At 39.3% G+C, this 26,557-nt stretch carries 27 protein-coding genes; 7 read left to right on the forward strand and 20 right to left on the reverse strand.

Annotated elements, in window-relative coordinates; all coding sequences use genetic code 11:
* The first annotated feature begins 108 nt into the window (after positions 1 to 108).
* The gene (locus tag B1R93_RS01015; RefSeq protein WP_088102135.1) at positions 109 to 1,779 is read left to right on the forward strand and encodes a PucR family transcriptional regulator; all 1,671 of its coding nucleotides are present in this window, start codon (positions 109 to 111) and stop codon (positions 1,777 to 1,779) included.
* A 171-nt stretch (positions 1,780 to 1,950) separates the two neighbouring features.
* On the opposite strand, the gene kapB is transcribed toward B1R93_RS01015, so the two are convergent.
* The 7 genes from kapB to gltB form a co-directional block, all read right to left on the reverse strand.
* A complete protein-coding gene (kapB, locus tag B1R93_RS01020; protein ID WP_280949448.1) occupies positions 1,951 to 2,322 on the reverse strand; it encodes a kinase-associated lipoprotein KapB in 372 nt (123 codons plus the stop codon).
* Between the two features lie 13 nt (positions 2,323 to 2,335).
* Positions 2,336 to 2,515, reverse strand: coding sequence for a hypothetical protein (locus B1R93_RS01025; protein WP_088102136.1), 180 nt, complete (start codon positions 2,513 to 2,515; stop codon positions 2,336 to 2,338).
* Positions 2,516 to 2,527: 12 nt separating this feature from the next.
* On the reverse strand, positions 2,528 to 2,779 hold the full coding sequence (locus B1R93_RS01030; RefSeq protein WP_245308162.1) for a hypothetical protein: 252 nt from the start codon (positions 2,777 to 2,779) through the stop codon (positions 2,528 to 2,530).
* Positions 2,780 to 2,871: 92 nt separating this feature from the next.
* Entirely contained in the window at positions 2,872 to 3,276 is a 405-nt protein-coding gene (locus B1R93_RS01035; protein WP_088102138.1) for a hypothetical protein, read from the reverse strand.
* Positions 3,277 to 3,466: 190 nt separating this feature from the next.
* Positions 3,467 to 4,099, reverse strand: a complete 633-nt coding sequence (locus B1R93_RS01040) for a YpjP family protein (protein ID WP_088102139.1) — start codon at positions 4,097 to 4,099, stop codon at positions 3,467 to 3,469.
* Between the two features lie 98 nt (positions 4,100 to 4,197).
* Entirely contained in the window at positions 4,198 to 5,685 is a 1,488-nt protein-coding gene (locus B1R93_RS01045) for a glutamate synthase subunit beta (protein WP_088102140.1), read from the reverse strand.
* Positions 5,686 to 5,758: 73 nt separating this feature from the next.
* The gene (gltB, locus tag B1R93_RS01050) at positions 5,759 to 10,354 is read right to left on the reverse strand and encodes a glutamate synthase large subunit (RefSeq protein ID WP_088103353.1); all 4,596 of its coding nucleotides are present in this window, start codon (positions 10,352 to 10,354) and stop codon (positions 5,759 to 5,761) included.
* A gap of 777 nt (positions 10,355 to 11,131) precedes the next feature.
* Between gltB and B1R93_RS01055 the strand changes: the two genes are divergently transcribed.
* From B1R93_RS01055 to B1R93_RS01065, 3 genes are all read left to right on the forward strand, one after another.
* Positions 11,132 to 12,145, forward strand: coding sequence for a toxic anion resistance protein (locus B1R93_RS01055; protein WP_088102141.1), 1,014 nt, complete (start codon positions 11,132 to 11,134; stop codon positions 12,143 to 12,145).
* A 35-nt stretch (positions 12,146 to 12,180) separates the two neighbouring features.
* Positions 12,181 to 13,080, forward strand: a complete 900-nt coding sequence (locus B1R93_RS01060) for a hypothetical protein (protein WP_088102142.1) — start codon at positions 12,181 to 12,183, stop codon at positions 13,078 to 13,080.
* 125 nt (positions 13,081 to 13,205) lie between these two features.
* The gene (locus B1R93_RS01065; RefSeq protein ID WP_088102143.1) at positions 13,206 to 14,192 is read left to right on the forward strand and encodes a DUF2777 family protein; all 987 of its coding nucleotides are present in this window, start codon (positions 13,206 to 13,208) and stop codon (positions 14,190 to 14,192) included.
* Positions 14,193 to 14,208: 16 nt separating this feature from the next.
* On the opposite strand, the gene B1R93_RS01070 is transcribed toward B1R93_RS01065, so the two are convergent.
* The 4 genes from B1R93_RS01070 to B1R93_RS01085 are packed head-to-tail and all read right to left on the reverse strand — an operon-like array spanning position 14,209 to position 17,519.
* Positions 14,209 to 15,678 carry a PH domain-containing protein gene (locus B1R93_RS01070; protein WP_088102144.1) on the reverse strand — a complete coding sequence of 490 codons (1,470 nt, stop codon included), beginning with the start codon at positions 15,676 to 15,678 and terminating at the stop codon, positions 14,209 to 14,211.
* Positions 15,671 to 16,147 carry a PH domain-containing protein gene (locus tag B1R93_RS01075; protein ID WP_088102145.1) on the reverse strand — a complete coding sequence of 159 codons (477 nt, stop codon included), beginning with the start codon at positions 16,145 to 16,147 and terminating at the stop codon, positions 15,671 to 15,673. The genes B1R93_RS01070 and B1R93_RS01075 overlap by 8 nt, the downstream gene beginning before the upstream one ends.
* 17 nt (positions 16,148 to 16,164) lie before the next feature.
* Positions 16,165 to 16,374 (reverse strand): hypothetical protein, encoded by a 210-nt coding sequence (locus B1R93_RS01080; RefSeq protein WP_088102146.1) that lies wholly within the window; start codon positions 16,372 to 16,374, stop codon positions 16,165 to 16,167.
* On the reverse strand, positions 16,374 to 17,519 hold the full coding sequence (locus tag B1R93_RS01085; protein WP_088102147.1) for a conserved virulence factor C family protein: 1,146 nt from the start codon (positions 17,517 to 17,519) through the stop codon (positions 16,374 to 16,376). The genes B1R93_RS01080 and B1R93_RS01085 overlap by 1 nt, the downstream gene beginning before the upstream one ends.
* Before the next feature lie 196 nt (positions 17,520 to 17,715).
* On the opposite strand from B1R93_RS01085, the gene B1R93_RS01090 reads away from it, so the two are divergent.
* Positions 17,716 to 18,441, forward strand: a complete 726-nt coding sequence (locus tag B1R93_RS01090; protein ID WP_088102148.1) for a metallophosphoesterase family protein — start codon at positions 17,716 to 17,718, stop codon at positions 18,439 to 18,441.
* Here the strand turns inward: B1R93_RS01090 and B1R93_RS01095 are convergent.
* From B1R93_RS01095 to B1R93_RS01120, 6 genes are all read right to left on the reverse strand, one after another.
* Positions 18,438 to 18,854 (reverse strand): TlpA disulfide reductase family protein, encoded by a 417-nt coding sequence (locus B1R93_RS01095; protein ID WP_165763697.1) that lies wholly within the window; start codon positions 18,852 to 18,854, stop codon positions 18,438 to 18,440. The genes B1R93_RS01090 and B1R93_RS01095 overlap by 4 nt on opposite strands.
* A gap of 58 nt (positions 18,855 to 18,912) precedes the next feature.
* Positions 18,913 to 19,350: a BrxA/BrxB family bacilliredoxin gene (locus B1R93_RS01100; protein WP_088102150.1), complete on the reverse strand. Its 438-nt coding sequence runs from the start codon at positions 19,348 to 19,350 to the stop codon at positions 18,913 to 18,915.
* Positions 19,351 to 19,368: 18 nt separating this feature from the next.
* On the reverse strand, positions 19,369 to 19,710 hold the full coding sequence (locus B1R93_RS01105; RefSeq protein ID WP_088102151.1) for a thioredoxin family protein: 342 nt from the start codon (positions 19,708 to 19,710) through the stop codon (positions 19,369 to 19,371).
* 135 nt (positions 19,711 to 19,845) lie between these two features.
* Positions 19,846 to 20,106, reverse strand: coding sequence for a DUF2524 family protein (locus B1R93_RS01110; RefSeq protein ID WP_165763698.1), 261 nt, complete (start codon positions 20,104 to 20,106; stop codon positions 19,846 to 19,848).
* Positions 20,107 to 20,168: 62 nt separating this feature from the next.
* Complete coding sequence (gene rnz, locus B1R93_RS01115; protein ID WP_088102153.1) at positions 20,169 to 21,074, reverse strand: ribonuclease Z; 906 nt, start codon at positions 21,072 to 21,074, stop codon at positions 20,169 to 20,171.
* Positions 21,075 to 21,080: 6 nt separating this feature from the next.
* Entirely contained in the window at positions 21,081 to 21,605 is a 525-nt protein-coding gene (locus B1R93_RS01120) for a type 1 glutamine amidotransferase domain-containing protein (protein ID WP_088102154.1), read from the reverse strand.
* A 135-nt stretch (positions 21,606 to 21,740) separates the two neighbouring features.
* On the opposite strand from B1R93_RS01120, the gene B1R93_RS01125 reads away from it, so the two are divergent.
* Positions 21,741 to 22,811, forward strand: a complete 1,071-nt coding sequence (locus tag B1R93_RS01125) for a C40 family peptidase (protein WP_165763699.1) — start codon at positions 21,741 to 21,743, stop codon at positions 22,809 to 22,811.
* 24 nt (positions 22,812 to 22,835) lie between these two features.
* On the opposite strand, the gene B1R93_RS01130 is transcribed toward B1R93_RS01125, so the two are convergent.
* The 3 genes from B1R93_RS01130 to ilvA form a co-directional block, all read right to left on the reverse strand.
* Entirely contained in the window at positions 22,836 to 23,462 is a 627-nt protein-coding gene (locus B1R93_RS01130; protein ID WP_088102156.1) for a YitT family protein, read from the reverse strand.
* A 181-nt stretch (positions 23,463 to 23,643) separates the two neighbouring features.
* Positions 23,644 to 24,552, reverse strand: coding sequence for a chemotaxis protein (locus B1R93_RS01135; RefSeq protein ID WP_088102157.1), 909 nt, complete (start codon positions 24,550 to 24,552; stop codon positions 23,644 to 23,646).
* Positions 24,553 to 24,682: 130 nt separating this feature from the next.
* A complete protein-coding gene (ilvA, locus tag B1R93_RS01140) occupies positions 24,683 to 25,930 on the reverse strand; it encodes a threonine ammonia-lyase IlvA (protein WP_088102158.1) in 1,248 nt (415 codons plus the stop codon).
* A gap of 294 nt (positions 25,931 to 26,224) precedes the next feature.
* On the opposite strand from ilvA, the gene B1R93_RS01145 reads away from it, so the two are divergent.
* Positions 26,225 to 26,425 carry a hypothetical protein gene (locus B1R93_RS01145; protein ID WP_088102159.1) on the forward strand — a complete coding sequence of 67 codons (201 nt, stop codon included), beginning with the start codon at positions 26,225 to 26,227 and terminating at the stop codon, positions 26,423 to 26,425.
* Positions 26,426 to 26,557 lie beyond the last annotated feature (132 nt).

The following is a 26,557-nucleotide window of genomic DNA, read 5'->3' on the forward strand; positions in this document are numbered from 1 at the left end:
AGGCCATGTGCAATTTATCAAATGACTTTGCTTGCTCATAATTTCAACTCCACTTTACAATAAAAGAAACTGGGAACATTAGCTGATTCATTCCGAGGAGGCGATTGGATGGCACTAACAGTTGCTGAGGTAAAGGAACTTGATATTTTGAAAGAGGCTACCGTCCACACTGGTGAATTGGAAATGACTCATTGTCCCGTCGAATGGGTGTCTGTTATCGAAACACCTGTAGAACAATTTGTTCGAAAGAATGAACTTGTTCTCACAACTGCTGTTGGATGTAGAAGAAAAGAACAGCTCGAAAGTTTTGTAAAAGAAATCATTGATTCGGGAGCAGCTGCACTTGCCATAGCAACAGGAAAATTTGTTAAAACGATTCCTAACTCTGTGAAGCAGTTAGCTGAAAAACATGATTTTATTCTTTTAGAACTAAATTGGAACATTCGTTTTTCTGATGTTATTCAATCAGTACTTGAACAAATCGAAACGATTAAGCACGCACGCTTTGAAAAAATGGAATATATCCGAAAAACACTTTTGGATTATATACTATCTGGCACATCGCTAGAAACCGTTTGTCAATTTGTTTCAAACACTGTGAAGGGCCCAATTATTATATCGGATAAGCGTGGATTTATCCGCGGAAAGTGTGAGAAGGTAACAACGGAATTTGAACAAGGTTGGAAAAAGAACTTTCAATTACAGCTTGAAAAAGAGGGAATGCACCAAACAACAGAACATTCCGTTCACTGGATCCACTACGACGATAGCTATGCATTACAGCTTATTATTCAATCAGCGGGCTCTGTACAAGGGTATCTAGTAGTAGGGGGATTCGGGGAAGAGCCACTTAATCGCGAAGAATATGACGAGTGGATTACCTTACTTGAGCACGTCACTACTGCTGTTGCACTCCATTTCTTGCATGAACATGCCGCGAAAGAAACGGAGTGGCGTTTAAGAGACGATTTTGTTTTGAGCTTGGCAAAAGGGACGATTCAATCCTATGAGCTTGTACTCTCTAGAGCAAAGTCCCTTGGTTATCAAATCAGTTTGCCTTATGTAGCGCTTGTAGCTTCACCGGAAAACTTGGATGAAATTTTTAACTACCAAAAAGAGAATCGTATGTCTCATGATCATTGGATGAGTGAACAAATTCGGTGTTTAGAGGCGGAAGCGGAAGATGTCGCTAAGGGGCTAGCATTAAAGGTGATGGTCACCTTCCAACAAGGAGAATTAATTGTTTTTTTGGAGGTCCTAAACAATCTAGCATCTGATACAGCGTACTCCTATGTTTCAGCGCTTGAACGTAGACTTTCTCTCCTTTACCCTCAATTAGTCATAACATGGGGAATTGGAAAACAGTTTGGTTATAATGTCTTTCACGAAAGTTATCAAGAAGCGAAGCGTGCACTATCAATTGGACGTAAACGTTATGGGATTGGGAACCAGCATTTATTTGCTGATACGAAGCTCGATCGGGTTTTAGAAAGCATGCTTGAAATAAAAGAACTGAAGGAACTATCACAAACGTTACTAGGCACCTTACTTCATTACTCAAAAGAACGAAACATTGATTTACTCCATACGTTTACAACCTATCATCGCAACCGCAGCAATGTAAGCCAAACGGCACGCGAACTAAATTTGCATCGTCAATCTCTATTATATCGATTACGTAAGATTGAAGCATTAACAGGCTGCAATCTTGATAATCCTGATGATTTATTCTTATTAGACTTAAGTGCAAGACTTTGGTCATATTACGACGGTGTCTAAAAGAAAGGGGGTAACTTCTAAGAGGACGCTGAAAAAGGGGGCTTTTCCCTTTTTCAATGCCCTCGAAGCAATGTGCAGAGCCGTTGCCATTGCTGCTTCCTAGCGTGACTTTCAAAGAGTTTTTCAGTGGCCTTCTTTCTAATCTATTTTTAATAATGAAAGGAGTATCGCTTAAAAGCCATACTCCTTCCTTACTTCGATCAACTTCTCCATTGATAACCTTGCCCACGCAGACTGATCAGTATTTAATTCCTGATACAATTTTGTCCAGGCCTGTTCAAGTGATGGTACATACTCTAATTTCTCACCTTCATACGGTTTCATAGAAGAGAGTGGAACCCAGGTTTTTTCATACTGAGCTAGTGCTTTACGTTCATGAAAAAGTGGGACATCGGTTTCTTTAGGATGATGCAGATCTCCCTGCGTTGGGTGTTTCAGAACAGCGAGTATTTTTACAAGAGCACGCTGATTTTGTTCTTGAACTTCCATTAATTCTGCCATATAGACACCCGTTTTATAAAAAGCACGAACAAGCTCTGACAAAGTAACCCCTCCTTTACATTAAAGAAAACATTCCAACTATATAAACAATGACACATAAAAAACCAATACTAAAACTCCATTTTGCTCGATTTTTCTTGTTGTTTAAAAGACTATATACACCAAATCCTCCAAACACCCCAGTTATGAGAAAAAAAGCAAACAGGATAAGAACAAACCCGATTTCTTGCTGCATTGGAACGCTCCTTTACAACCCTGGTACTAACCATGTAAAGAGCTTCCAGAAAAACTCAGAAACTGGTACAAGACGTTCTTCCGAAAAAGCCCCTAATGATCTAGAGTCAGTCATTCCGTCAATAACAATAAATGAAAACGTGATTAATATTGTAATAATAGTTACAGCTAAAACCGATGCCAATAAAATTAAATAACTAAGAATAATGCGAATGGCCCATTTCAACCAGGTTGGAACTAAGCGCTTTACTTGTCCATTTTCCACTAAAAACCCTCCCATCTTAAACTCTACCTAATTTCTATCTTATCAAAAAATAACGAGTAGAATGAGACGAAAAACGAACAATCCTTGAATTGTTATTCGATATCCAGCTTTTCTAAAATACCATCTATCGGAACTCCTTCAGAGGTAGAAATGTCACTAAAATCATAATCCCTTAAATTGATATAAGGTGAGCTTTTCCTGTTCTCCCCTTGAGTATTCTGCTCGTGTTCTTGACCTCCCTCGGCAGCTTTTCGTTCCTTGTTGTCTTTAACCGTTTCAGCTTCCACACGTTCTAACGGCTCGTCTGATTCCTGTTCAGTGATTGAGTCAGGTAAAGACATTACCCGCTCACTCATTGTCATTTCCACACTTGGTTCACTTGAATGAAAAGCTAACCTAGAGTCAGAATTTGTTGGTCCTAGCTTCAAAATAACAACGCCCCAAACAGCAATAAACGTTAACATAGCTAAACTAATTAAAAGAAATTGTTTTGCCATCGTTTCCTCCAAATCGTTTGATACGTTTTCTACTATCTCATTTCAATTACCATGCTTCTATTATAACAGGAATATCTTAGCATGTTTCGACACGTTTTGTCAGTGCTTTTTAGCTGATTTTCTTTCTTAGGACGTTTTTTCAATAAAATAGAAAAAAGCCGGCTTTCGCCGGCTCATTCGCATACTGCTATTATGCCATCCATCTTGGAGGCATGTCTTTCCCCCAGTAGATGGACCCTAAATCATGATGCTTTTCATAGTCATCAAGGTGCGTATGATAATGAAAATTAAACCAGTACCCCTGTTTAGGTGGTTGGTCTCTACGGACATGGAATCTTAATAAATCCTCGCCACTATCTCCATTGTATAGGTGGAAAATTTTCTCTCCTAATCCTGAAGCTGGTTGATTAGACAGCTTTATCTGTTTCCATTCCTCTGACGAAAGATTACTTGTTGTTTCTGTGACAATATCCTTCAAGCGAGGTAATATCTCCTCTTCAAAGGGACTAGAAATTTTGCTTGCAATCGTTGAACCGAATTTCATCATACTTTGCTCGTAAGCATGATTTAAAACATAATTACTATAAATTTCTACAGAAGATACATCTCGGTGAATATATTGTTCGGTACTTATCGGTAAAACGGAACGATATAAGTCATAGCTTTGTTCATTTACTTTGTAAATAAGTGGCTTCTCACTGCTATCTCCTTGTAACTTAGAAAGATCCTGTGCTTGAACATCTCTTGCATATTCTGGAACAAATAACCCAAGTGTAAGGAGGGCAGAAGATATCAGAAGTCCACGCTTCATCCATGGCATCATAAGTCATACGCCCTTTCATAAATTCCATTTCTATACTTACATTTTCTCATGAAATCTATGAAAATACCATTACATTCCGTTTACAGTACATAATTTTTTTATGGCAAATTTGACGCTCCCATTAAGAAACGGTCACATTCACGTGCAGCTTCTCGTCCTTCATGAATCGCCCAAACAACGAGGCTTTGTCCACGACGATTATCCCCTGCAGCAAAAACACCTTCAACATTTGTCGCATATTCGCCATATTCAGCTTTAATGTTTGAACGCTTGTCTGTTTCAAGAGACAATTCTTCGATAATTCTCTCTTCTGGACCTGTAAAACCAACTGCTAAGAAAACTAAATCAGCAGGCCAGACCTTTTCTGTACCAGGAATCGGTGTACGTACCTTCGTACCATCTTCCTTAATTGTTGTTTCAACAGCAATCGTGTGTAACTCTTTCACATTGCCATTTTCATCACCAACAAATTTTGTCGTGCTTACTTGATACGCACGAGGATCAGAACCATATACAGCTTTTGCTTCCTGGTGCGCTTCTTCAACCGTATGGACGATTGGGTATAATGGCCAAGGGTTATTATCTTGACGCTCTTCTGACTTTTGACGGTTAATATCAAATTGGGTAATTGACTTTGCACCATGGCGCACAGACGTCGTGATACAGTCTGCACCTGTATCTCCACCACCGATTACAATGACATGCTTGCCTTCAGCATTAATATATTTACCATCAGCGTGTTCAGAATCTAATAAACTCTTCGTGTTAGCTTTCAAGAAATCCATCGCAAAGTGAATGCCTTTAAGCTCACGTCCTTCAATCTGAACGTCACGAGGCTTTGTCGCACCCGTTGCTAAGATTACTGCATCAAACTCACTCTTCAATTTAGAAGTAGGATAATCTTTACCAATTTCCGTATTTGTTACGAATTGAATGCCTTCTTCTTTAAGAATGTTGATACGACGCTCTACAACATGGTTTGCTAGCTTCACTTCAGGAATTCCATAAGATAACAGACCACCAACACGATCATCTCTTTCGAAAACAGTTACTGTATGACCAGCCTTGTTTAATTGTGCCGCCGCTGCTAATCCAGCTGGACCCGAACCTACTACAGCCACTTTTTTTCCAGTTCTCTTTTGCGGAGGGTTTGGCTTAATCCAGCCCTCTTGGAAACCGCGTTCCACAATATGATACTCCATGCTCTTAATGGTAACAGCATCATCGTTAAGAGCCACTGTACATGAACCTTCACATGGAGCTGGACATACACGACCTGTAAATTCAGGGAAATTATTTGTTTTGTGAAGACGCTCTAAAGCTTCTTTCCATTTCCCTCTATAAACTAAGTCATTCCATTCAGGAATTAAATTATAGACAGGACAACCTACATCACCAGCACCTGGTATTGTTGTTCCTGTTTGACAAAACGGGATTCCACAATCCATACATCGCGCCCCTTGTTGACGTAACGCAGCTTCAGGCATAAGAATCTGAAATTCCTGCCAGTTCTTTGTTCGTTCAAACGGATCGCGCTTAGAAGGGGCTTCTCGCTTATATTCCATAAAACCTGTTGCTTTACCCATAGCACTCACTCCAAACTGCCATCTATTTTCTCGGCTTAATATGGAGAGGGGACGCATCAAGCGCCCCACCCTCTTATTTTCCGCTTACACGTGATTTATCGTTCTTATTTTCATCAAATGCAACCATAACTGCATCAACACCAGAAAGACCTTCTTGTTTCACTCGCTCAATCGCTTCAAGCATTCGCTTGTAGTCCTTTGGTATCACTTTTACGAAACGTGGTAACATCTCATTCCAACTTGCTAGTACACGCTTCGCTAAATCACTACCAGTATAAGACGCGTGATTTTCAATCATAGTCTTTAATGTTTCTACATCTGCTTGCTCTGTTACTTCCTCTAGTAAGACCATTTCTTTATTACATTTTTCAGCAAAATCCTTGTTTTCATCAAGAACGTAAGCGACTCCACCAGACATACCTGCGGCAAAGTTCTTCCCTACTGTTCCTAAGTTAACAACAACTCCACCTGTCATATACTCAAGACCATGGTCACCAACACCTTCTACAACAACACGAACTCCAGAGTTACGTACAGCAAAACGCTCGCCCGCTATTCCGCGGATATACGCTTCTCCACCTGTCGCACCGTAGAATGTTGTATTACCAATGATGATATTTTCTTCTGCTACAAATGTAGATTCTGCTGGCGGGTACACGATGATTTTACCACCAGATAGACCTTTACCTAGATAGTCATTTGCATCACCTTCAAGGCGTAACGTAATCCCTTTTGGTACAAATGCCCCTAAACTTTGACCTGCTGAACCTTTAAGGTCAATCGTAATTGTATCTTCTGGAAGACCTTCAGCACCATAACGTTTACTTACTTCACTACCAACAATCGTACCGACAACGCGGTCGATGTTTTTCACTTCTGCAACAACATGAACCTTTTCTCCGCTCTCAAGAGCTGGCTTACTTGCGCCAAGAAGAGTGCGCATATCAAGTGATTCCTCAAGCTGATGGTTTTGTTGCTTCGTGCAGTAGTTTCTCTCATAGTTACCAGGATTCGGTTGATAAAGTAAGCTAGAAATATCAACAGTCTTCGCTTTTTCATTGTTAATCTCTTCATTTCTTTCAAGAACATCCGTACGACCGATAAGCTCATCCATTGTGCGGAAACCTAGCTCAGCCATGTACTCACGAATTTCTTGGGCAATAAATTTCATGAAGTTAACAATGTAATCCGCTTCACCTGTGTACTTCTTACGTAACTCAGGGTTTTGAGTTGCAATCCCTACTGGGCACGTATCTAAATGACATTTACGCATAATTACACAACCTAAAACAACAAGCGGTGCCGTCGAGAATGCATATTCTTCTGCACCAAGAAGGGCAGCAATAACCACGTCACGACCAGTCATTAACTTTCCGTCTGTTTCAAGCGTGACACGGTCACGTAAATTGTTCATTAATAATGTTTGATGCGTTTCAGCTAATCCGATTTCCCAAGGTAGGCCAGTATTTTTGATACTTGTTCTTGCAGCCGCACCTGTTCCTCCATCATAACCACTAATAATAATACCGTCAGCACGGCCTTTTGCTACACCAGCAGCAATCGTTCCAACCCCTGTACCAGCAACAAGCTTAACGCTAACCTTTGCGGATGGGTTCGCATTCTTTAAATCATGGATCAGCTCTGCTAAATCCTCGATTGAATAAATATCATGGTGTGGAGGTGGTGAAATAAGACCTACACCAGGTGTAGAACCACGAACTTCTGCAACCCATGGATATACCTTATTTCCTGGTAATTGTCCACCTTCTCCAGGCTTGGCACCTTGAGCAACCTTAATTTGAATTTCATCTGCATTAACTAAATAGTGACTTGTTACACCAAAACGACCTGATGCAACCTGTTTAATCGCACTACGACGTAAATCACCATTTTCATCTGGAGTAAAGCGAGCTGGATCTTCCCCACCTTCACCTGTGTTACTCTTTCCTCCAAGGCGATTCATGGCAATTGCTAATGTTTCATGTGCTTCTTTCGAAATCGAACCGAAGGACATTGCTCCCGTACGGAAACGTTTTACAATACTATCAACTGACTCAACTTCATCTAATGGAATAGAAGAACGGTCACCTTTAAACTTCAATAAGCTACGTAATGTCGTTTGTTCAGTTGTCGGGTTATCAATTGAGTTCGCATATCGCTTAAACAATTTAAAATCATTCGTACGACAAGCCGCTTGTAATAAATGAACCGTTTCAGGGGTGTAACGATGCGCTTCTCCATTGCGACGCCATTGTAGGTCATCACCAGGATCTAACGCTTTATCTACACCTTCTAATTCTGAATGAGCACGCTCATGACGCTTTAAAGTCTCATCCATGATGATTTCTAAGTTGACCCCACCAATACGAGAAGTCGTCCATGTGAAATACTTATCAATAACGGATTCATGGATACCAACTGCTTCAAAGATTTGTGCACCACGATAACTTTGGAATGTAGAAATTCCCATTTTCGAAAGAACCTTCATCATTCCTTTTGATGCAGCCTTAATAAACTTGTTAACAGCTTCAACATAAGAAATATCTTCTAGAAGACCGTCTCTAATTAAGCCATCAATTGAATCAAACACTAAATAAGGGTTGATACCTTCAGCACCGAAGCCAAGTAATACAGCAAAGTGATGTACTTCTCTAGGCTCACCCGATTCTATTAAAATACTAACCTTCGTACGAGTCCCTTGACGAATTAAGTGATGGTGTAGACCTGATACTGCAAGCAATGCCGGGATTGCAGCATTCTCACTATCAATGTCACGATCACTTAAGATTAATAGTGTATGACCAGCTTCAACGGCTTCATCTGCTTGTTTGAAAACAGTATCTAATGCTTTCTCTAGACGATTAGCCTCTCCTTTTACAGGGAAAAGAATCGGAATTGTTACCGCACTAAAGCCATCCATTTTATTATGACGAAGCTTTGCTAACTCTTCGTTATCTATAATTGGATACGGCAATTGAATATGACGACAGCTAAGTGGTTCAGGGTTTAAAATGTTGCGTTCTGCACCAATTGTCGTTCCCATTGCAGTAACGACTTCCTCACGAATTGCATCAATTGGTGGATTCGTTACTTGCGCAAATAACTGTTTAAAATAGCTATACAGCAATTGTGGTCGTTTTGAGAGCACAGCTAAAGGCGAGTCATATCCCATTGAACCAACTGGGTCGACCCCTGTTGTCACCATCGGTTGAATAACTTTAGAAAGCTCCTCATACGTATAACCAAATGCTAATTGACGAGATTCAAGATTGCTAAAGTCTGTGTTTTTTACTTCAGACGTTTCTAATACATCCTCTAGTTGAGTTAAGTGTTCGTTAACCCAGTCTTCATAAGGATGTTCACTTGCGATTTGGTGTTTGATTTCATCATCAGGGATGATTCGACCTTCAACCGTATCAACAAGCAACATATGCCCTGGATGTAGGCGCTCTTTATAAAGCACGTTTTCAGGTGCAATATCGATTACCCCTACTTCAGATGACATGACAATATAGTCATCCTTTGTAACATAATAACGAGCCGGTCGGAGTCCGTTACGATCCAGACAGGCACCAATTTGTTTTCCATCTGTAAATGCAATGGCCGTTGGTCCATCCCAAGGCTCCATTAATGTACTATGAAACTGATAAAATGCTTTCTTTTCTGCACTCATCTTGTCATTATTTTGCCAAGGTTCAGGAACCATCATCATTGCCGAGTGAGCAAGTGTTCGACCAGAAAGCGCAAGGAATTCTAGCGTGTTATCGAACATAGATGAGTCACTTCCAGATTGATCAATAATTGGAAGGACCTTTTCTAAATCTTCTGCAAACACATCTGATTGTAATTGCGCCTCACGAGCGTTCATCCAGTTCACATTTCCTTGAACCGTATTAATTTCTCCATTATGAATCATATAACGATTCGGGTGAGCTCTTTCCCAGCTTGGGAATGTGTTCGTACTAAAACGCGAGTGAACAAGGGCGATTGCCGTTTCAAAATCCTCATCTGGAATGTCCAAATAGAATTGGTTCACTTGTTCCGTCGTTAACATCCCTTTGTAAACAATAGTTCTGCTTGATAAACTCGTAAAGTAGAACGAGTCATCAGCTGAAATAAGCTTGGCAGTTTCAAGTTCAGCACGTTTTCTAATTACATATAGCTTACGTTCAAATTGGAGCTCTTCTTTTAAATTCTCACTGCGTTTAATAAACAGTTGTCGAATATATGGCATCGCTGCTTTTGCCGCATTGCCAAGCATTGAATCATCTGTTGGAACTGTACGCCAGCCAAGGAACTCTAAGTTCTCTTCTTTAATGATTTCTTCTACTTTTTGTTCACAGCTTTTACGTACTTGTTCATCCTGTGGCAAAAACAGCATCCCAACTCCATACTGTCCTTCTTCAGGAAGAGTCATACCTTCTGCCGAACACACCTTTTCAAAAAAGCGGTGTGGGATTTGTAATAGAATACCAGCACCATCACCAGTGTTCACTTCGTCCCCTTGACCACCACGGTGCTCTAGGTTTCTCAAAATATGGAGCGCATCTTCTACAACCTGATGCGATTTCTTGCCTTTCATATGTGCTAAAAAGCCAATACCGCAATTGTCATGCTCAAATTGCGGATTATATAGGCCTTGTTTCTTCGGGTATCCAGCGTACCGCATTGGCATCAACCTTTCTCCAAAAAATAAATTCGATCAACTCTCCCCAAAAGTTTTCGAGCTAATATACAGGATCATATCATTTTTCTGACATTTCGGCAAACAAAAATTTTACATACTCTTCATATGGAAACGCTTACTATCTTGGTTTTTAAGAAAATTTTTTTTGTGTTACTTCTTACAACCTTCACCCAGTCATGCATATTTACTATATATTTCCGTATAAAAATGCATTTATATTTTTGGGGAACGAACGAGCTTTTTTTTGTCTCTCATTTAGGAATTCATGATTAAACGAATATTCCTCATAAATCATAGTGTTATTGTTTGTTTTTGCGGTTATGAATTACGTTCATTTTCCAAATCGAATTATCTTTTGATTGTATAAATCAGCTTATAAATAACCAATCTTACGTAGTTTTTTTACAGAAACTGTTGGTTGTTGGATAATTAAGGAGGAGCTTAGTAATGCTAGACTTTTTTTAATATATACTTTCAAAAAATGACGAGTATCTTCATTAAATATTGTTCCCCTATTTTAATCAAGCAAATTTTCTACTTTGTTAACATCATTAATCTTTTCTATTAAATAGGAAGATTTCTTTCTTCCGTCTCTAGACGGAATTACTCCACTAACTTCATCAACCTGTGGAATGATTGTTTTAGGTGGAAAAATGCTGCATAATAAAAAGAGACAAATATCTACAAGAGAAGAAGTTGAAGGATATTAATGAAACACTAGTTAAGTTAAATACGTAAATGATACAGGAGGGGTGAAACATGACAGAAACAAACGAGCAAAACACGAGTATCGATGCAATCGAACAGTTCAAACAGACGCAAGATTATGATCAATTACTTGAAAAGTTAAATAGCCTCGGTGAGCATGCACAACGTGAAGCGGGTGAATCATTAGAAGCTTTGAAACGGCCTGTTAAAGAAATGATGAATGACCAATCGAATACACTTCCTAGTCAATTGCACCAGCTTAGGGAAACCGTTAGTGAACTCGAACCAAATTACTTAAAGGAAGGGCAGCTAAAAAAATGGGTAAATAAACTTTTACGAAAAAGCCCAATTGAGCAATATGCTAGGAAGTACCAAACGGTTGAAGCGCAAGTTGAACAGATTATTGAAGGCTTATTAAGTGGTAAGGACAAGCTTCAAGAAGATACGTTAATGCTCCAACAGCTAAAAGGAGTCGCTCGCGAGCGTATTTCAAAGTTAAATGAACAAATTACGATTGGAAACGAGCTCCATGATATGCTTGAAGAGGAAATGACCTCTGAGCGCTGGGCCGATAACCCGAATGCTCTAAAGAAAGGGCAACAAAAAGTCGTCTCACGTGTCAAAAACATGTCTCAAGCAGTCATGGTTTTACAGCAGTCACTTGCATCTGTTGATCTCATTATCGAAAACAATGAAAAGCTCGAGGAAGCTATATTTAATGCGATAACAATGACCAAAAATATCATTACTGTTACGGCATCGATTCAATTAGCACTGAACAATCAGCAAAAGGTTATTAAAGCGGTACGTAATGTAAATGAAGCAACAGAGTCTATGCTTCTTTCTAATGCTGAGCTTTTAAAGCAAAATACCGAGCAAACATTAAAAACACTCGAAGAACCAGCCATTGCTATTGAAGCCTTTCGAAAAGCATATCAAAATGTATTTGCAGCCATTGAGCTAACCGAACAATCAAACGAGCGCATTGTTAATTCTGGGAAACAATTTATAACAGAATTAAATGCCCTCAATCAAGAAATGGAAACAAAGCTAATTGGCAAATAAATGATGATGTCATAGTAAAAAGGAGGATGTTCACAATGAAATCACTAGCCGAAATCCTACAACATTTATTTACACCTGCACATCGTCGTCCAATTGATGAACACCTCCTTCGCGAAGAAGCTACTCGAGAGATGATTACCGAAGCAGAAGAATTATTGAACCGTATGACTGACAAAGCAGATGGAAAAAATAGAAAACAAACCATTAAAAGAAAACAAAAGAATTGGCTAATTAAAGTCAAAGTAACGCAGCAAACCATTAAAGTATTTATGAAGGATACAAAGTTTTCAAACTCCGCTGTTCATAAGCGGATTACAATTGTCTGCTTTCGAAAGTATGTAAAATCAAAAGATGGGGTTGGCATTTGTAAAATGGCATCCATCCATTATGTGAAGGATGGCCGTGCACATGTACGCTCAATTAAAGAGTCTCCACTATTTCAAGGGATTTTTTTTAGAATCCATCGCCTTGATGAGGCGTTTATCCACGGAGGGTCACTTCCTAGTTTAGAAGTTACAGCCTCCTCCTTAAAACATCAAGCTTCATTAACCGAGGATGTTCGCCTTCTCCATGATGAAGCCAAAAGATATGTCGATACATTAAAAACATTTACCGTTGACCCATTAATTGAAAATCGACTCGTAAAATTGATCGAACAATTAAAGAAGCTTCAAGCAGACTTTGATTTGTTAGATTACGAAGAGAAGCATACAGTCAGAAGAATGTTTCGGCAAGATATTCCGCAATTGATGAATACATTTCTAGCACTTTCATTAAAACATCAACTTGAACAAAAGGAAGATGTATTTGTCTCCTTGTCACGAATGGAGCTAACCCTTATCGACTTTCAAGAACAACTCGAAAAGGCAAGAATGGAAAAAATGGAGCATTTGATTCGGCTACAAACCCTCCGTTACGAACGGCAAAACCGATAATCCATTTCTCTTCCTTCACTTAATCGGTAAAATGCCTCAGTTGGCCTAAACAATAATATGGATCTTGCTAAATTGTTAAGCTCTTGTCTATAATATTAACTAATAATGAAAAAGTGAGGGTTTTCATGGATCGTAAACAAGCACAAAGCGTAATTGGTCAAAAAATATTAATAGAGGAAGGTTTGGATGGGTCCTACGTAGGCGAGCTCCTTGAGGTTATTGCGGAGCCTAGGAAGCCATGGCGCGGAAAAGTTAGAGTTATCGCTGTTATCACGTTCCCAGATTCAACCTATGAAAACGGCAACGTTCACATTCGTGAGCCGAAATACAAAGAAAACGAACTGATTGAGTGCCCAGGATCGCGGCTTCACTCAGAGGATGTTCCTGATTCTCTTTCCTACTCTCAATCAGTCGTACAAGCCATTGATTATCGAATTGAACTACTACGCCAACGAAATAATCAAATAGAATTAGAAATTGAACAGTTGAATACGTATTTAACCAAAAACGGATTACAGTCTTCCAAAACTGTGCAGTTAAACAAACAACAAGATCAGGACTTCGTAGAGTACTCTTTTCATAAAAAAGGGAAACGATTTGTCCTCATCGACCAGCAAGGAGAACAGCTTGATTTGGAGGATTGCCCACTAGAGTTTAATTGGCGTATCGAAGGAAACCTTACAAAAGGATTTTATGTAGAAAATGGTACCTTTAAAGATGAGGATGGCACCATTTACTCTCCAAATGAAGGGGATTTCTTTTATATTAATAAAGAGCAGTTTGATCCTTATTTCATTTTAAGGAATGAACTAGAGCAGCCTGCATTGGAGTCGTTAGAAAAAAGCCTTCAAGCACATGGACTTTCGCATGATGATATAACACATTGTCATAATTCTCTTCTTGGACAGCTCCTTTATTCTCAAGGAAAAACAGAATTTAAAGGCGTTAACTTCCTTACCTATAAAGGAAAGCAAGGAATTGTCATGGTCCAGCACCATTACGAACGAACGTTAGTTGATAGCGGAAATGATGAAATTTATGACCGTTTTGAATTTACAACAGAACTTGGAAAGCGTTCTATCGTCACGTATACAAATGAATTTTCACGATAAAAAATCATGACAGTGCTTATTCTGCTCTGTCATGATTTTTTTCGTATGAATACCACCCCATGCATGAATCACCATGGTGCGACTCAATGTCTCTAACAAGAAATGTTTTTCCAACTATGCTTGAAAGTACTGAAATTTGAACATTAGATAAATTTCGTTTTCCTTGTAGAAACGAAACCTGCTTCTCAGCTGTCTGGATTTTATTCTTCGTTGCAATAACCGTTACTTGGCTTAGTTTTCGAAATCGTAACCAAATAAACGAGCCTTTAACCGCTATTCCAGTATCACGGTATTGTAAATAAGCGAGAAAAACCATCACTATTATGACAATCGCCCCAACATAACCATACGGAAAAAAATAATAACTTGCGAGAACAGTCCCAATTAATGGAATCATCGTATTTCGAATAATAAAACGAATAAGCGCACGTTTTGGGGCAGGATGCAAGTCATGATATACAGGATAGCTTTGCAAAAACCTATTAAAAATCTCCTCTAACTCTCGAACGTGAATCAGTGGAATCAGTACAGTTGAAAGTTGCTCCTCATTTGAACCACCACCAGCACTCTCGACATAAATGGAAGTATAACCAAAGGGTTGCCGAAAGATATTCCTAACTAAACGGATGGCCGTTATCCGATGAAGATGAAGCGATAATTGACGCTGTTCTAATAACCCTCTTGTAATTACGAGTTCTTCATCGAACTTTTCAATTTTAAATGAACCATATTTTAAGATGGTACCGATACTAGAGAGCATCCATGCGATTAAAAAAATGGTTAACAATAATCCGAATAAAAATGAAATATTACCACCAAACACGAAACCAAATGTTCTTTCATATATCGTCTCAGGGATAAACTGTTCAATTTGGCTAAAGAGTGCCCCGACAGCTGATAGTGTTAATCCAATACCACTTGAAGTAAGCGCCGCTATAACTAAACGCCTTCTCCCCAAATCCCAGCTTTCGTCTGGTTCGACTTCCCTAGCTTCACCCATCTCATTGAATCCTTCTACTTCCTGAAGCTCATCTTTTTGTGTATGTTGATGAAGCAATCTATGGCGAATAGTCTCTGCCTCTTCTTTTGTAACAGCGATGAGATTCACTTCCGGTTCTGCTCCTCCGCCAGCTGTTTCAATCTTCACTCTAACAAGACCAAACAGCCGCTGAACAATGCCAGCTGAGATATCAATGCTCTGAATACGCTTCTTTTGGATATAGCGCTTCTTCTTAACGACAATTCCTTTCTGAACATAGAGCTCACCATCGCTTATCTGGTAACGAAATGTAAACCAATGGGCAACTCCATATAGAAACATGAAAATTAGTATAGCTAGCCAAATGTATTCGAATCGAAAAAAACCTTCCGCTTGATTCGTTCCTCCAAGAAAAAAACTGACTACAATTGGAATAATAAAATCTCGTAACCCTTTAAGGAATGAAACAAAAATAGCAGCTAGATGTAATCGTTTCATTTCACTCATCTTCTGCCACCGCAGCAAGTGCCGCAATCCGATCACGTAATTCATCAGCAACCTCTAAAGTTAGTGAAGGAATTTTATGAACGGTTGCCGCAGTAGAGATGGATACAGCAGCCAAACGATAACGCCTTAATAACGGCCCCTGTTCCGTATCAACATGCTGCACTCGTATCATCGGGATTAGTGTTCGTTTAACGATAAACACACCATGCTGCAAATCTATTTCCTGGTCAAGCACATCATAGCGCCAACGTCTCCACCTAACTCCAGGTAAAATAAACACAACCAACCCTGCATAAACCGCATACAACCCTATTAATGTCCATAAGATCCAAAAAGGTAACGAAAAGAAATAAATAAGCACTCCATAAGCAACTGGTATTAAAGCAAAGAACAGGCTCTCAAAAAAAGCTTGGAGCCTCCAAACGGGTAATGCTTTTTCCGATAATCGTTTCGAAGGTATTGGGCGCATCAGACTCCTCCTTCTACCTATTCTTCATCAGTAAGATATATCATGTTAACACCTAATTCCTCGAGTAACGCAATTAATGCCGTATTTAACTCTCGGTCGTAGACAAGTCCAATTGACTCGACAAGCTCAAGTTCTTCTAGATGTCCTTCTTCTGCATCTTCAATTAACTCTATCATATCCTCCATGTTCTTCTGCTTTAGTTCTTGAATAATTTGTTCCTTCGTCATCACGACCGCTCCTTTCTGTCGGCTGAAATCGACTCAGTCATTTGCTTCCAAACTGAACCTTTTGCCTCTTCTCCACCTTCAATACGTTCCAATGCCATTTTTACTTGTAATGCAACTTCAAATTCCTGATCAGATTCTGCTTTTTTAAGAGCTTCAATTGCGCGCTCATCCCCGACCTCATATAAGTACATTGCTGCTCTCCATCTCACTAACTTATTAGAATCCCGCAAAGCCTCTATCATAGCTGGAATCGCAGCAGGATCCCCAATATCAGATAAACAATCTCCGGCCGTTCGTCGTACAGTTACTGAAGAGTCCTTTAATGCTTTATAAAGTAATGGTAGTACGACCGGCTTCTCGATCATACCTAAATAAACGGTTGCTAAGCGGCGAATGGATGCCTTCTCATCAGATAAGGCTTTCTCTAAAACAGGTAAGTCCTCTTCTTTCGGATCCATTCTTTCTAATGCTGCGTAGCGATCGCGCCAATCTTCCTGTTCAAGCATTTCCTTCGTAACTTTGATAAATCGTTTTGAGATGTCTACTGTCTTTTCAGATTGAACACCATTTGCTGCAGCAATTAATTCATCTAATCGCTTTTGTGAATAAGCGGCCGATAATTCCTCAGCGACTTCCTTGGCAACGTCCTCTAATTCACCGTAACGAATTCCGTGATCAATCCACTTTCGTTCCATGACAACATTATCATCTGGCTTTTGCGATTTTGCTACCGCCTCAGCAAATCGCTCCGGAAGTCCTTCACGACGCTCTTGTTCTCCATCAGATAGTTTAATTTGCATTGGAATACCTTTAAACATTTGAAGTTGTACAGTAACTTCTCCATAATGGTCTAGCCCAGATTGGTTTTCTTGACTACTTTGCTCAGCATCCTCACCAAATACTGTTCGAACCTGCGGCAAAATCACCTTCCAATCGACTTTCGGATTCCGGTCAATTGCCAAAAAGTCCGCAACATGATAAACACCTTTTACTCCCTCAATTTCAAAAAGTTTCTGAATATAAGCGGGTGCTTCCTCTTTATTCTTTACATTATAATTATGCCTAGCACTTGTTCCTAAGCTTTCACTAAGTGTCAGCTTCATCGTATTAGGACTTGGCGTCGGTTCAATCGATAAAATCTTCATGATCAAATCTCCTCCTCGTTCAAATTGCTAAGAATGATCTTACCATACGGAATATTGAAGCGCCAATAAATGGCTATCTGAATAAAAAATTTTCTTGTCTATCATTTTCTTGTTGAACGATTTTCCTCTATAATGAAAAAGACGCATGATTTGTCATTCATGTTTGTTATAATGTTCAAAAAGGAGGTATTTCTTTATGCGATTTGCTTTTTTATCTGATATCCACGGAAACGCAACTGCATTAGAAGCCGTGTTGCATGATGTGGCAAAGCAACAAGTTGACAAAATTTTTGTTTTAGGCGATTTATGTTTCCGCGGCCCAGAGCCGAAGCGTTCTCTTGATATTATTCGAGGACTTAGCAATGCGAGAGTAATTAAAGGAAACGCGGACGAATGGATTGTTCGAGGAATAAAATCTGGTGAAGTACCTGAAAGCGCATTAGAAATGATGAATCTTGAAAGAGAATGGGCATACAAGCGCCTAACAGAGGATGATATTCAATATTTGGATAACCTTCCTACAGAGCTCGTCATTGAAGATGGTTTAGATTTAATCATCCACGCTTTTCACGCAACCCCGACAAGCTTATTTGATGTTGTATTACCAGATGATACGGCTAAGATAGAAGACACGCTCATGCAAAAAGATGAAGCTGATATTTACATTTGTGGCCACACACATTTACCTTTTATCCGTTCTCTTCACGGAAAGAATATTGCGAATACAGGGAGTGTCGGTCTTCCTTTTGATGGTCATCCACTTGCATCTTATTTAATTGTAGAAATTGAAGAAGGACGCCATCGTCTTCATTTAAATCGGGTTCCTTATAACCGTGAGCATGTTGTAGAGCTTTATAAACAGAGTGGTTATCCAAATTTTGAAACAATGGGGACGGTAGTCTTTTACGGAGTTCGCCCTTAACGAAGAAGGGTGGACAACCCTTTCATTATATCCATAAACGTCGATTTATCATGATAAGTGGCGATTATTTCATGATGTTCGTTTAAAAGAACGGTTGTCGGTACACCCATACAGCGATAGGCATCGTATGTTTTCGTACCATCGTCTGCAAGGACCGGAAATGTAATATGGTTTTCTTCTAGAAACTTGTTTATGTCACCACCGCGCTCACGCCCTGTTACATTGATTGTTATCATTTTGACTTCATCCGAATTCGTTGATTCATACAACGCCTGTTTTTGTTTAAGGTCTTTTTGAGAATCCGGACACCATGAAGCCCAAAAGGTAATCATCAATTTATGATTTATAAATTGATCTAATGACCATTGTTCATTTGTTTGGATATTTTCTAAAGCAAATGTCGGTGCATTCATTCGTATCATTCCTTTTCGTCATAAGTGAAAAGCCCCTCTTTAAAGAGGGGCTTTACTATTAATTTGCACAATGCTCGTTATATGCATGCGCTAAATTTCGAATAATTGATTCTGGAGTCGCGCCCTCGATTTGCTCACGCGGAATAAAGTGAACGACTTCTTTTCCTTTTAATAATACCATTGATGGTGATGATGGTGGATATTCACTAAAATAAGAACGCATTTGCGCAGTTGCTTCTTTATCTTGTCCGGCGAAGACCGTCACCAAATGATCTGGTGTATTTGTATGAACAAGAGATGTAACCGCTGCTGGACGAGCTAAGCCTGCTGCACAACCACAAACAGAGTTAATAACAACAAGTGTTGTCCCTTCCGCCTGAGCCATATACTGATCCACTTCCTCAGCAGTTGTTAACTCCCTAAAACCGGCTTCAGTTAGCTCCGTTCTCATCGGCATCACAACTTGACGCATATATTCTTCATAATGCATTGACATAGTCATATTCCCCTTTCGTTAATAACGATTTGTTTGCAATTCAGCTACCGCTATGTAAGGCTTCATTATAGCATGTAAATAAGAAATTGATTGAAACGCATAAATCCTCTCTACACCTAAACCTTTTTGAAAAATAAGTAAACATGGAACACTTTTTATTTTCCACGTTTGCGCAAAGTTGGGTGCATGATTAATATTTATTCTGTGAATCATTAAAGCTGGGTTTGAAGCTTCAATCACTTCAAGCATGCTACCTGCTAGTTTGCAAGTCCCACATAGTGGTGTATAAACAAAAAGAATCGTAAGAGCCTCACGGGAATCTAACTTTTCTTGAATCAATTCATTCGTGATATTCTTCATGACTCGTCCCTCTTCTTTGTTTGTCTTTCTTCCTTATTGTAGCAAACATCACACGTTTTCGCACACCATTTAACTCCCGATCCATTATACGTTCTACATATAAAAAGTGAAGGCCCATCAGACCTTCACTTCCCCCTATTGCTTTAAAATCATATTGTTTTGAAGTTGGCGAATTTGCTGCTGTGTTCTTTCTAATTCATATCGTTGCTCGGGAGTCGCAGCATGCATTAATGCATCTAAGTCCTCACTTATATGCTCAAGCTCCAACTGAGCATTCGAATATTCCATAGGATCACCTTCATTAATTCGATGAGAATCCTCCAGCGCTTTCTGTGCCACCTCCATAACTTCTTCTGCTTTTTGTAACATTTCTTTCATTTGGGTACGTTCTGTCATGACCATTCCTCCTCTGGATGAATGGTCTTACTTTGTGCATCCAAGGTGATTTTTATTCGCTTTTACACGGAGTGAACCATATGATCATGAGCTAATAAAGTTGCAGGAAAAATGGAACGTGCTTCCTTCTCAATTTCCATTTCTTCCCCAGAATATCGAGAGCTTATATGTGTTAAGATCAATGTCTTCACATTCGCTCTTTTCGCAAGTGCTGCTGCCTCTCTTACAGTTGCATGACCAAATTGAGCGGCATGCTCCTGCTTGTCTTCACGAAATGTTGCTTCATGAACTAAAATGTCTGCCCCAAATGCAAATTCCACCATCGATTCTGTCGGTCTCGTATCGCCTGCAACGACAATGGTACGCCCCCGCTTTGTCGGACCTACAAAGTCCTTACCATTTATGACTCGCCCATCATCTAGGCGAACATTTTGCCCGGTCTTTATTTTCTGGAAAATGGGACCTGGCGTTATGCCCAACTCTCGCAAACGTTCAACCTGTAAAGTACCGGGCTTATCTTGCTCTTTCATTCGATACCCAAAGCACGGCATTACGTGGTCTAACTCAAGAACATCTACTATAAAATCATTTGTTTCAAAAAGCATCCCCTGTTTTACTTCAACAATATGTAACGGATAACGAAGATGGGTACGTGAAACATTTAGTGAAGTTTGAATAAAATCATTTAAGCCTTTAGGTCCGTAAATCGTCAGGGGAGATTCAGCCCCCTGAAATGATCTCGATCCAAGTAAGCCAGGCAAACCAAAAATATGATCGCCGTGTAAATGACTGATGAAAATTCGCTCAATCTTCGTAAGCGTAATTGCCGATTGTAAGATTTGGTGCTGAGTCGCCTCTCCGCAGTCAAATAACCACTGGATACCTTGTGGTAACCGTACCGCAACAGCACTAACATTCCTTTGAATCGAAGGAACACCAGCCCCGGTTCCAAAAAAGTGGAATTCCATAGGCCATTACTCCCCTGCTAATACATCTACAAATGCTTTTGCATAAGGAGGTAGATCCGGTGGACGTCTGCTTGATACTAAATGTCCATCAACTACAACAGCCTCATCTAACCAGTTGGCACCTGCGTTTTCCATATCATCACGAATACCTGGTGTACTTGTAACCGTACGTCCGGTTAAAATTTTGGCGGAAATAAGCACCCAGCCAGCATGACAAATTTGTCCAATCGGCTTTTTTTGTTCATCCATATGTTTAACGATTGAAAGAACTTCAGGGAATCTTCTTAATTTATCAGGAGCCCAGCCTCCAGGAACAAGTAAAGCATCGTAATCCTCTGCCTTTATTTCGGAGAAGGAATACTCTGAAATTGCAGGAACCCCGTATTTACCTTTGTATTGCTGATTCGCTTTTTCTCCTACCATATGTACCGTTGCACCTTCTTCTCTTAAGCGCATCACCGGGTACCATAATTCTAAATCTTCAAAGTCATGATCGACTAGCTGAATCACTTTTTTATTTTTTAATTTCACACCGAATCCCTCCTATTAAAGCCACATTCCTCCTAAGTATAACATAGTGAATATCACATTCCAGTTCTATGTCGTGGTCGACCTCATACAATGATTGTAAGTCAACACAAGAAGTCCACAGCAGGAGGAATAAAGATGAAGGCGACATCAAAAGGGAAATTGTTAATTTCAACTGTTATCGTTGGAAGTGCACTTCACATTCCGTTTGATCTAAAACGAGCGGAGGCTGCTGATGTACCGCAGGCAAAAAAAATTGAAGAAAACCAGATTATCCGTTTTGGCGATCAAGGGGAAAATGTGCTATCCCTACAAGCCTATTTAAAGGCATTAGCTTATTATAAAGGAGCACATGATGGCATTTTTGGTCCAAGAACGAAGCAGGCTGTTATTCAGTATCAAGCTAGCCATTCTCTAATCACTGACGGCATTGCAGGTCCTATTACACTAGGGCATCTTCTCACATCAGAATCGATTGTTAAACACCAAGTGTCAAAAGATGCTATTGTTCATGAAAATGAAAATGATCCAACAAAAGCGATTACAACATCTGAACCAAGCGAAACACTCTCAGGACAATCACTCCTAAAAGAGGGAGCGACCGGAGAGCAGGTTAAATCGATTCAGGAACAACTTGAGAAATATGGATACTATCAAGGGGTAGACGGTATATTCGGTGCAAAAACAAAGAAAGCAGTACGTGCATTTCAAGCTGCCCATAATCTCCAAGTTGATGGAGTTGTCGGTCCTGAAACGAGAGCCGTCCTTATCAATGAAGAAAAAGAAATTTCACCTTACTCAAAGGAGATAGAGCAAATTACTGAAAAACAAACTGTCCAGACTGAAAGTGTAAATCATGACTCTTCGCTTGTTGATTCAGCTCTTTCTCTAAAAGGGAGTCCTTATAAGTGGGGAGGCACTTCGCCAGCGGGCTTTGATTGTAGCGGTTTTTTACAATATGTCTTTAAAAACCAAGGCGTTTCAATACCAAGGACGGTACAAGAGATTTATTCTGCTGGTCAATCTGTTTCAAATTTACAACTTGGTGACCTAGTATTTTTCACAACCTACAAAAGCGGCCCTTCCCATGCGGGTATCTATATTGGCGGAAATCAGTTTGTTCACGCTGGCTCTTCAACTGGCGTAACTGTTAGCTCGCTAGACCAATCCTATTGGTCAACTCGCTACATAGGGGCAAAACGTCTTTAACGAACGAAACACGAGTAGTTTTCTCTACTCGTGTTTTGCTTGTGTAGGAATCAAAACTGAATCAGCATCATCAGCTGCCGACTGAACAGCTACTTTTTTATATCGTCCAATGATAAAGCTAGCAATTGCAATCACACAGACAGAAAGAAACGCCTGATTCCATCCAACTAGACTCGCCGCAATCAAAATGATGAAAGCATCGCTAACAAAGATGATCGTTCCGCGGTTTACTCCCCATTTCATATCTAAATAATAAGCGAGAATATGAATCCCACCTAATGATGAACCGTTATTTAAAACAAATGTTACTCCTACTCCGATAAAGAGTCCCGCTAGTATGGTTGTTAACCAAAGTGGAAGCTCGATTGCTTCTACTGTGATGAATTGACTTAAAAGTGAAATCATTGTAATTGAAAACAAACTGGACAGCGTAAACCATTTTCCAATTTTTTGAATAGAGATTATAAAGAAAGGAATATTGACTAGAAAAAACAGCATGCTCCATGAACCATTAAACCAATGTGAAATAACTGTAGCAATCCCAGCAGTTCCACCAAACGTTAACTCATGTATTTCCAACAGGTATAACCCAAATGTAGTTAGTATTAATCCTAAAAAAACCATTCCGACTTTTTTTAACGTCTCGCACATATACTCTCCTCCCAAATAAACGATAAGGGATCCAACTGAAATCGTCAATGTATAATTATGAATTTTTATTCATCCGAATTGTCTGAAATGTCTGTTTTCCCAAAAAAATCACTTTTTTTATACATAAAATATACAAAAAAGGCGATAGGAGATTTTATCTCCTATCGCCTCTCACTTGCTTTTAAAGAGCTAATTTATCGATAATTTCGATTAATTTTACAATCTCAGGCTTACTCACTTGGGCATCTGCCCCTACATGTTTCCCTTTATAAAATAAGTCTTCTGTAATGAGCGATGAAAAAATAACAACAGGGATTTCCTGTAACTTTTCATCTGTTTTTATCCGTTTCGTCAAGTGATGTCCATCCATCTTCGGCATCTCAAGATCTGTGATAATAAGTTGAATTTCCTTTTTAATATCCGAATGTTCTTCTTTCACAAACTCCAAATAATCCCAAGCTGCTCTTCCATCATCAAAGAACGTTATGCAATCATAGCCGGCCTCTGCTAACGTTTCATGCAAAAGCTTACGTAACATAGGTGAATCTTCTGCTACAACAATTTTTTTGTCGCTTCGATTCCTTTTCCCTAACGCTTTTACATCTTTCACACTCATCCCATTTTCAGGGTTAATATCGTACACAATTTTTTCAAAATCTAAAAGGATAATCATCTGCTCGTCCATTTTCACGACACCAGTTGCAGCACCTTCAAGTCCTTGTGACAGCTCAGATGGCTTTTCAATTTGAGTCCAAGAAACACGATGAATTCTTGATACCGCTTGAACCCGAAAGGCCACCTTTATATTATTAAGCTCCGATACGATAAGCTTATCTTGCCCAGGTGTCTCTGATTGCGGAAAACCAAGAACATTAGCTAAGTTGACAACGGTTATGATTTCGTCACGTAAGCGGATAATTCCTTCGATGTGAGGATGACTATTCGGCATCTCAACAACAGGTGGTGATTGAATAATTTCTCTTACCTTCATTACATTTATACCGAACGTCCCCGTCCCAACGGAGAAAACGATAATTTCGAGTTCATTTGTACCGCTCTCGAGTAATATTCCTTTTTGATGTTCTGTCACATTCGACGCCCCCTAATCGACAACAATGCCGTATCTATGATTTTATTATACACCATCGTTCCTATTCGGAAACTAATTTTTCACTAAATCAAAAAGACCTGCCCAGAAGCGGACAAGTCTTTGAATATGACTAGATTAAGAGATTAAAAAGACTTTCATTCTTGTTAATTTCATGATAGCCGAAGCCTTTTTTATCAAGTCGTTCAATTAATTGATGATAATCTTTGTCACATTTTAATTCAATACCAATAATTGCAGGACCACTACCCTTATTATTTTTCTTCGTATACTCAAAACGGGTAATGTCATCATCTGGACCAAGAACATCTTGAATAAATTCTCGTAAAGCCCCTGCCCGTTGTGGGAATTGGATAATAAAATAATGCTGTAATCCTTCATAGATTAAAGAACGCTCTCGCATTTCCTGCATTCGACCAATATCATTATTTCCACCACTGACGATACAGACGACTGTTTTACCTTTGATCTCATCTTTATAGAAATCTAACGCAGAGATGGACATTGCGCCAGCAGGTTCAGCAACAATTGCGTTTTTGTTATACAGCTCAAGAATAGTAGTACAGATTTTCCCTTCAGGCACAAGGATAATATCATCAATGACAGATTTACAAATTTCAAAAGGTAAATCGCCTACCTTTTTAACGGCTGCACCATCTACGAATTTATCAATCTTTTCAAGTTCGATTACTCTGCCTAGGTTTAATGATTCTTTCATTGCAGGAGCACCTTCTGGCTCACAGCCGATAATCTTTGTCCTAGGACTAATACTTTTAATATACGTCCCAACACCACTTATTAAACCACCGCCACCAATTGACGAAAATAAATAGTCAATATTTTCATCAATATCATTCATAATTTCCATTCCGACCGTTCCTTGACCCGCAATGATTTTTTCTTGATCAAACGGATGAATAAATGCCATTTGATGCTCATTACAATAATTCATCGCTTCCGCAAACGAATCATCAAACGTGTCACCTGAAAGAATAACCTCAACATATTCCTTCCCAAAAAACTTCACTTGATCTACCTTTTGTCTCGGAGTTGTTGACGGCATAAAGATTTTTCCATTTATTTGCAAAGCTTGACATGAATAGGCTACGCCTTGAGCATGGTTCCCTGCACTTGCACAAACAACACCATTATTCAATTCTTCCTGAGTCAAACTAGAAATTTGATGAAATGCCCCACGAATTTTAAAGGAGCGTACCACCTGTAAGTCTTCACGCTTTAAGTACACGTTACAATCATATCGTTCGGACAAAACAAGATTTTTTTGTAATGGTGTGTGCGTCACAACGTCCTTCAATCGCTGGTTCGCAATAATAATATCTTCTAAATGTATGTGTGCCATTTACGTATTCCTTTCATATTCAAAATCTCAATTTTCTTACTTATTAAATAATCAATATTATATGTTAATAAAGCTTGGACAATAGGTTTATCTTATCATATTGCCAAACGTTTGCGAACCCCAGAAGCTTTTAACTTTATTCAAACATAAGCTGTATGAAAATATTATCAATAAATAAATAATAAATTGTGGCATCTTTGTTTCCTTTATTGATTAATTGAAACGGCAATTCTATAATGGAATGGATAGAAAACTGTTAAGACTAGTGTTTGTTGGAAACGAGGAGGGTCGAAAATGCTAAAAAAAATCTCGATGTTGGTAGCATGTCTGCTTACATTCTTCGTAATACCATTTCAAGTGGCACTTGCAGCTGGTGGTGGCGGAGAAGAAACGGCTCATGCTGAACCTTCAGGTATGCTTATTACACTTTTAGGTATAATGTCATTTGCAACGTTAATTGTCATGATTTATTACTCATTCCGTGACAACGGATAATCTTTATTACCCTACATAATTTATGGGTTTCTTGATAATAGAAATGACATTATAGGGCTTTTTAGCCTCTGAATAAAGGAGTGACAGGTTACATAACCTGCCACTCCTTTTTTTATCTTCAGAAGGAAAACA

It is taken from the genome of Halalkalibacter urbisdiaboli (assembly GCF_002156385.1).
Classification (GTDB): Bacteria; Bacillota; Bacilli; order Bacillales; family Bacillaceae_D; genus Halalkalibacter_A; species Halalkalibacter_A urbisdiaboli.